The organism is Cloacibacterium sp. Arc13 (assembly GCF_041431305.1).
Lineage (GTDB): Bacteria > Bacteroidota > Bacteroidia > Flavobacteriales > Weeksellaceae > Cloacibacterium > Cloacibacterium caeni_B.
In genome coordinates this window covers 1-7,520 of record NZ_JASMRM010000029.1, presented here as the reverse complement: position 1 = coordinate 7,520, position 7,520 = coordinate 1, and the positions used below count along the sequence as shown (strand labels likewise).

Annotated in this window: 8 protein-coding genes; all 8 read right to left on the bottom strand. The window is 25.7% G+C overall.

All coding sequences use genetic code 11. The features are described from left to right. Nucleotides 1-318 precede the first annotated feature (318 nt). The gene (locus tag QO190_RS13125) at nt 319-1,125 is read right to left on the bottom strand and encodes a hypothetical protein (RefSeq protein ID WP_371463824.1); all 807 of its coding nucleotides are present in this window, start codon (nt 1,123-1,125) and stop codon (nt 319-321) included. Next, nucleotides 1,115-3,316 (bottom strand): peptidase domain-containing ABC transporter, encoded by a 2,202-nt coding sequence (locus tag QO190_RS13120; protein ID WP_371463822.1) that lies wholly within the window; start codon nt 3,314-3,316, stop codon nt 1,115-1,117. Before QO190_RS13120 ends, QO190_RS13125 begins: the two co-directional genes overlap by 11 nt. After that, entirely contained in the window at nt 3,316-3,924 is a 609-nt protein-coding gene (locus QO190_RS13115; protein ID WP_371463820.1) for a hypothetical protein, read from the bottom strand. Before QO190_RS13115 ends, QO190_RS13120 begins: the two co-directional genes overlap by 1 nt. A 1-nt stretch (nt 3,925) precedes the next feature. After that, nucleotides 3,926-4,852 carry a DUF6734 family protein gene (locus tag QO190_RS13110; RefSeq protein WP_371463818.1) on the bottom strand — a complete coding sequence of 309 codons (927 nt, stop codon included), beginning with the start codon at nt 4,850-4,852 and terminating at the stop codon, nt 3,926-3,928. Then, on the bottom strand, nt 4,840-5,850 hold the full coding sequence (gene gwsS, locus QO190_RS13105) for a grasp-with-spasm system SPASM domain peptide maturase (RefSeq protein WP_371463816.1): 1,011 nt from the start codon (nt 5,848-5,850) through the stop codon (nt 4,840-4,842). Before gwsS ends, QO190_RS13110 begins: the two co-directional genes overlap by 13 nt. 122 nt (nt 5,851-5,972) lie before the next feature. Continuing rightward, nucleotides 5,973-7,019 (bottom strand): grasp-with-spasm system ATP-grasp peptide maturase, encoded by a 1,047-nt coding sequence (gwsG, locus tag QO190_RS13100; protein ID WP_371463814.1) that lies wholly within the window; start codon nt 7,017-7,019, stop codon nt 5,973-5,975. Between the two features lie 67 nt (nt 7,020-7,086). Then, entirely contained in the window at nt 7,087-7,233 is a 147-nt protein-coding gene (locus QO190_RS13095; RefSeq protein ID WP_371463812.1) for a hypothetical protein, read from the bottom strand. A gap of 17 nt (nt 7,234-7,250) precedes the next feature. Further along, on the bottom strand, nt 7,251-7,412 hold the full coding sequence (locus QO190_RS13090) for a hypothetical protein (protein WP_371463810.1): 162 nt from the start codon (nt 7,410-7,412) through the stop codon (nt 7,251-7,253). Between the last annotated feature and the right edge of the window lie 108 nt (nt 7,413-7,520).

Below are 7,520 nucleotides of genomic sequence, written 5' to 3'. Positions count from 1 at the left end.
TTTTTGTTGTACAACCTCAAAGATACTTTGAGTTACTTTAATTCCTTCTTATTTTTTTATTTAGGACGCTATTGATAGGATTTATTCTTAATGAAAGTAACAAATTGTATCTGATATTATGAAATAAGACTCATCTGATGAAAAGATAGTCAATGCATTTAAAAAATCGTTAAAAGCCTTTTTCAAAATACTCCAACGCGGAAATTCATCACATTAATATTAGCCGTTGTACTTCCCGAATGGTGTATGAAACACCAAAACTTGTCTTCAATTTTTTTTTCTTAAAAACTATTTTTTTCCAAATTAAAAATATATAAATTAATATTTAAAGATTTTATCAATTAATCTATCTTTACTTACTTCAATTTGTGCTATTCCTCTTAAATTTAAATTTAAATTTACATTTACTTTTTTATGGAATGATGTTTGTAAATCAGATGTTGGGAAAGAAACGCTAACATAAAAAAGGTCTTTACTATTTGGAAATTTAGATATCATTTCTACTTTACCTTCAATTGTTCCATAAACTTCATGTGGATATTTTTCTAGTTTTATTACAACTTTTTGACCAAGAGTTACTTTGCCAACTTCTGAGGACTTAAGACTAATAGTACCGAAAATATGATCTTCCTTTTTTTGAGAAATAACATAGAATATTTTATCATCTTTTGTTACTTCATATATGTTTCTTATTGGCTTTAAAAAATATATATTTCCCTCATAGGCAGATTTTATAATATTTTTATCTTGCACAACATGGTGTATCTCGTTCTTATTATTTACTTTGTTGAGATTACTTTGCGGTAAAGAATCAAAATCTGATTTTAGTATTAGAATTATTTGATTTTTTTTAACATATTGAGAATCCCTAACAAGGATTTTATCAACTTTTCCATCTCTTGGAGATTCACCAGACCAAATATAGTTATTAGATTCTATTATTATATTTGAATTTACGTACTCAGGAATCTTAACAAAATAAGAAAAAATTAGAATTAAGAATAATATTATTAATATAAATGCATTACCCCATATTACCAATTTGTTAGGAGGTTGCGAGAATACTTCATTTATACTTTCTGATCGAAGTTCTAGATTATCTAAAATATTATTATCAGTTTCCAAGTTCTAATTGATTTTTTATTAATTTGTAATACTCTCCTTTTAAAGATGTTAAATATGAATGGGTACCTTCTTCAATGACTTTTCCTTTGTCTAAAACAATGATTTTATCAGCATTTTTAACAGTAGATAATCTATGAGCGATAATGATTGCTGTTCTGCCCTTAAAAAATTCTTCAAGATTTTCCATTATAATATTCTCATTATTAGCATCCAAGGAACTTGTGGCCTCATCAAAAAAAATGTATTCAGGTTCTTTGTAAACAGCTCTAGCAATAAATAATCTCTGCCTTTGCCCACCACTTATCCCAATGCCTTCATTTCCTATTTTAGTATTATAACTTAAGGGAAGTTTTTCAATAAAATCTTTTATATTAGATATATCTACTGCTTTCTTTAATTTTAATTTATCAATATTATCATTTCCAATGCATATATTTTCTGCAATACTATCATTAAATATATATCCATCTTGCATTACAACTCCGCATTTGTCTCTCCATGTTCTAGGGGAAATATTTTTTAGATTTAGGTTCCCAATTAGGATTTCTCCTTTTTGAGGTTCATAAAATTTCATCAAAAGTTTTAATAATGTTGTTTTACCACTACCACTTGCTCCTACGATTGCAGTGGTTTTTCTATAGGGGATTCTAATATTTAAGCTTGAAAAAATGAAATCTTGAGAACCAGAATATTTAAAAAATAAATCATTAATCTCAATGTCATCTTTTGGGATATCTTCAAAAAGAGTTTGTTCATGTGAGTTTTCTTCCTCTTTTTCATGAATCTCTTTTAATCGTTCGAGAGATATTTTTGCATCTTGAAATTGTTTAATAAAATCAACTAGTTGAGATAGGGGAGAGCTTAACTGTCCTACAATATACTGTATTGATAGCATCATACCAAGAGTTAAATTACCACTTAATACGAGTTTGGCAGATAAGAAGCTGATTAATATATCTTTAATCTGATTAATAAAATTACCTCCTACGAATTGTAATTGTTCTAAGGACAAAGACTTTATATGTATTTTAAATAGTTTAGCTTGAGTAGATTCCCAGCCCCATCTTTTTTGTTTTTCTGCATTAAACATTTTAATTTCTTGCATCCCATTAACAATTTCAATTACTTGACTTTGTTCTTGAGCAAATTGGGCAAATCTTTTATAATCTAATTCCTTTCTTTTTTTTAAAAAGAAAAGAATCCAAATTAAGTATATCATTGAACCTATAAAAAAAGCAATAAATATTTGATAATTGTAAGAAAATAAAACAACACCAAATATAATTATGTTAAATAATGAAAATAGAGTATTTAGAGATGAACTTGTTAGTAGCTGTTCAATCCTATTATGATCATTAATTCTCTGCATTATATCACCAGTCATTCTTGTATCAAAAAAACTGATTGGCAACTTCATTAATTTAACAAAAAAATCTGATATTATAGAAATATTTATTCTTGTAGATAAATGAAGTAAGATCCAGCCTCTAAAAATTTCAATACCCGTTTTTCCTATAAATAATAATAACTGCGCTAATAATATTAAATATATAAAATTCAAATTATTATTTTGTATCCCAATATCAACAATACTTTGGGTTAAGAATGGAAAAATTAGAGATAATAAACTCCCTGCAATTAGACCTAATAAAAGTTGTAAAAATAACGTTTTATACTTAAGAAAATATTTCACTAGAAAGGAGAAGGAGGTTTTGTTCGCTTCATCTTCCCAATCATTTTTATAGAAAGTAGGTGTTGTTTCTAAAACTAAAACGATTCCTTCATCTGTACTTGAAGAAGCATTCTCTCCAATCCAAGATTTAATAAATTCTTCCTTATTATATTGTATTAGTCCATAACTAGGATCTGAAACATAAACAGTAGTTTTATTATTTTTGATTTTAATTTTATAAACAACAACGAAGTGAGTTTTGTTCCAATGCACAATACATGGAAACGGTACATCACTAGACAGGGTGTCAAAATCAATTTTTACCCCTAATGTTGAGAATCCAATTTTTTCCGCTGCATCGCTTAACGATAAAAGATTAGTTCCCTCTCTTGTCGTCTCAGAAAAAAGCCGAATCTCTTTTAATGAGATACTTTTACCATAAAATTTACTAATTATTCTCAAGCAGGTTGGACCGCAATCTCGACTATCAGCCTGTTTAAAAAAAGGGAAGTTTATCATTAGCAAATAATTATAGAGTAATTTTTCACAAAATTTTCTGATAAAAATGTAATGAACACATCATTTAATACATCATCATCATTTTCAAATTCTTTTTTCACTAGGTTGTATAAATCAAAAAGTTTAATCTCTTTACCAAAATCAAATATATCAATAAGTAAATTTCCAAATCCATATAAGGCATACTCGATATCGTCAAGATTTTCAATTAATGATTTTCTAACACAATAATAATATGTTTCTTGTGAGGGAATATTATTATAGAAAATAGTTGAGTCAATATCCTTAATAACAAGTCTGTGAGGAGATAAAATATCATTAAGATAAAAATGTGATGAAAAAATATGAGTTGAGTTATTAGCAATAATATTTAATTTTAGTAATTCAGATATTCCTCCTGTTAGATGTTTTCGAAAAATATTTAGTTGTTTGATATATTCAAATTTATTAGGTATTGACTGATTGATTGATTTTTTAAAAAATTCATAATTATATACTTCCTCAATAAATTTGTTTTCCGTAGATTTAATTATATCAAATAAATCATTATCATAAAATGTTTTATCATTATAAATCAATGATAACAAATGTTTTGTTCTATAAAACATATTAAAAAAAATTTTTATTGGCTAATTTCAATATTCTTGAATGATATATAGGATATTCATTAAGCAAATTAAGATAGACCTGTTCATTTATTATTGAATTTCTCTTTGCTCCTCCCAATGTATGAATATAACTTATTTCGGGAATTTTTTCAAATTGATAGAAGAACGCAAAATTTCTAATGCCTTCATATAACTCTTTAACCTTCATATTATATTGATTAGAAAGTTGATGAAATATGCCTTGTTCTAAATAAATACTAAGTGCACCAGTCATTACTTTAGACAAATTTTTATCATTCTTTTTTATAAAATCAAAAACGAAATCTACATAAAACTTAATAAAGTTAATATTATTTCCACCAAAAACACCAAAATTATATGAGGAAGTATTCCCAATCATTCCTCCATTTTTAGTATAAACAAGTAATTCGGGAGTAAATCCCTCAAAATTATTATAAATATCTTGGCACAGATTTTTACCAAATTCTATCTCACTTTCCGCATTTTGTACTATAAAGTCAGACGATAAAATCATTTCATTAAAAGGTTTCCAAATAAACACATCATTATCTACGTGTAAGAAGGGCTCATTTTGAACACTATAGGCAATTAATTTTCCCATTGCCCACAACTCTTCTGATAACTCTTTAATATTCTCTAAATCTGTCCTTACACTTGTGTAGGGCAACTTTAATTCATCAATTAAAATTTTTTTTCCAATATCATCAGTAACTAATTCAACATTATTATAAAATTCTTTAAGCTTTAAACAACTTAATGCACAGCTCATATAAAAAATATCGTCTGAAAGCCACCCTCCATTTTTTCTATGAACTTTTTCGGTTAAGTTAGATAAATCTTTATGTTTTATAATGGGTTTTGACCAAAAAGACTGAACTATTTTAAAATCACTTTTTAATTTTTCCATATACCTTCATAAGGGTTATAACTACATTTTTTAGGTTTGCTAAATTGATTATCCAAATAAGCCCGACAATCTGTGCAAATATATCTAAATTCACAATCCTTACAAACCTCTATTTGATCTTTATTAATCAAATTATATTTTGAAAAATCCTTTTGAGTAATCGCATTAGAAATTTTTAAATTTTTAATATTACCATAACTATTTTCCATTGATGGGCAATTTTTAATATTTCCGTACTGATCTATTCCAATTTTTTTGTATAAGCATGAGTTAAATTTTAAAGATTCAGTAAAACTTTGAATATTCACAGAAAAAGTTTTTGGAGAAACAAAACCACAACAAGTTTCATTAAAGTTTTCTAAATCTAAAAAATATATAGGGAATAATAATTTTCTAATTTTCAAGTTTTTTGGATAATTAAATAATGTAATTTCTCTTACTCTTTTACAATTATTTTCAATCCATTCAAAAAAAGATTCCTCCATATATCTGGAATATTTAACTACTAGATTAATACATCTAATACCAGTCAAATCAAAATAATCTAGTATTTTTTTAAAATCCACTTCAGAAATTTCATTAAATATTCTAAATTCAACAGCTTCACATCTCAATTCATCTAATTCAATAACAACTTTTTTGAGATATTCTTTTTCATATTTCCCACTAAAATCAATAACTGCATTAGAGATGATAAAAGGGATATCAAATTTTGAAAAATCAATTTCTTTAAACCTATCATGTAATTCATTATCAATATAAATGAAATCATTTTCAACTAGAAATTCTATATAGGAGTCAAATATTTCAGATTCATTTATAAATTTATCTCTCAAGGTAGATAAATTTCTTTCTTCATTTAGATTTATTATTATTTCATAAAGAGAATTAGGAATTATTTCATAATTTCTCCTTTGTAAGTCACAAATAATACTCTGGGAAAATCCTTTAACAACGGTACAATTACCGTATAGGTATATATATTTATTTGATATCATACTTGCATATTGATTTATAAAAATTAATACTAAAGGTATTTTTTGAATTATGTCTTTTAGAGTCAATATTAAGTGTTCCTCCAACGGTCATTGGGGTTCTGAATATTAATGGGATGTTTTTTTTATTTTGTGTCTTCATTTATTAAAGATTCAGCAATTTTTTTTTCAATATAATAGTTACACGGAGAAGAGACCATGCCAAATTGGCCCAATGGATTTACCTCTAAAAAATATAAAGCATTTTCTGGTGTATAAATAATGTCTAACGATCCTGTGTCAAGTTCTAAATCATTCATCAAATTTGTTATTTGTCTTTCTTCTTCTCCAGTCAACTTAAAAGGAAAATTTCTATTTGGTTTTTCGAAATCATAACGTCTAAAATCTACACTAGTTTGTTCATTATTATTTGATATAATCGCCATGGGATATATCTCTCCTTTATAGTAAAAAATTCTTAATTCAAATTTTTTATCTATTTCTTGTTGAAATAAAGATGGATAAAAAAAATCATCAATCAAATTAATATTTTTATCATCTATACGTGTAGTATATGTAGCACAAATATTTTGATTTTCATAAAAAATTCCAACCTCATAAAGTGGTTTATTAATAACTTTTCTATGCTTTTTTAAAAATTTTTTTAAATCTTTTTTATTATTACATATTAATGATTCTGGAATATAAAAACCATTTTTTACGGCTAAAGAATTTTGTTCTACTTTACTAGGATATTGTTTCAATAAATTGTGACTTACTGACCATTTTTTGTCTCTTAAAGAATGGAAAAAATATTTTGAGCAACCTTTTATAAAATCATTTTTTAAAAAATAATTAAAATCTTCATCTTCTTCATAATATCTGTAGTCATGATTCATCCATCTTCTGTACCAAATAACATTAATATCTTCAAAGTTTATCCCTAACAAATCTGTATTGAAATTTCCTTTATTATCAAATTTTATTGTCAAATTTTCATTAATCAAATCTGCTCCATTTATTCTCTTTACATTTCCACCAAGATGATTTATCCAATCAAGTATTGTGTCAGTAGTATATTCGTATTCTGATTGACTTATTAATAAAATCATAAAATTTTTTAAAAAAAACCGCTTAAAAAAGCGGTTGGTTAAAAAAATGTATTTAAATTGATCTGTAACTTTTTTATTCAATTTTGTAAACAAACATATCACAAAATTGAGTAACAAAATCATCACATCTCAAAATGAAAATACCAAATTAATCAAGAGATACCTCTCCGCATTCATGATATCCAGTAAATGAACAATTTGAACCATAAACTGTAAACCCACCAAAAACTTTAGACATAACTTCTTTAGTAAGTTTATCCTTGCTTTTTAATTTTTTTAGTTTTTCTAATTTCATAATTATTAATTTAAATTTTAATCTAAAGAGCCATCTCCACAATCGTATTGAGGTCCGCCAATGTAAATGTAACTGCCACTACAATTAGTTCCTTGAACACTGTAGCCTCCAAAAGTAACTGCCATAGCTTCTTTTGTTAGTTTTGTTTTTTTTAGTTTTTTCAATTTTTCTAGTTTCATGATTTTTCTTTTAATTGTTAAACGTATGTAAATCAATAGCGTCCTAAATAAAAAAATAAGAAGGAATTAAAGTAACTCAAAGTATCTTTGAGGTTGTACAACAAAAAA

Bases quoted from the DNA above. Each gene is read 5' to 3' on its own strand.
- QO190_RS13120 (WP_371463822.1), bottom strand. From the start codon at position 3,316: ATGATAAACTTCCCTTTTTTTAAACAGGCTGATAGTCGAGATTGCGGT.
- gwsS (WP_371463816.1), bottom strand. From the start codon at position 5,850: ATGATATCAAATAAATATATATACCTATACGGTAATTGTACCGTTGTT.
- QO190_RS13110 (WP_371463818.1), bottom strand. From the start codon at position 4,852: ATGGAAAAATTAAAAAGTGATTTTAAAATAGTTCAGTCTTTTTGGTCA.
- QO190_RS13095 (WP_371463812.1), bottom strand. From the start codon at position 7,233: ATGAAATTAGAAAAACTAAAAAAATTAAAAAGCAAGGATAAACTTACT.
- QO190_RS13090 (WP_371463810.1), bottom strand. From the start codon at position 7,412: ATGAAACTAGAAAAATTGAAAAAACTAAAAAAAACAAAACTAACAAAA.
- QO190_RS13115 (WP_371463820.1), bottom strand. From the start codon at position 3,924: ATGTTTTATAGAACAAAACATTTGTTATCATTGATTTATAATGATAAA.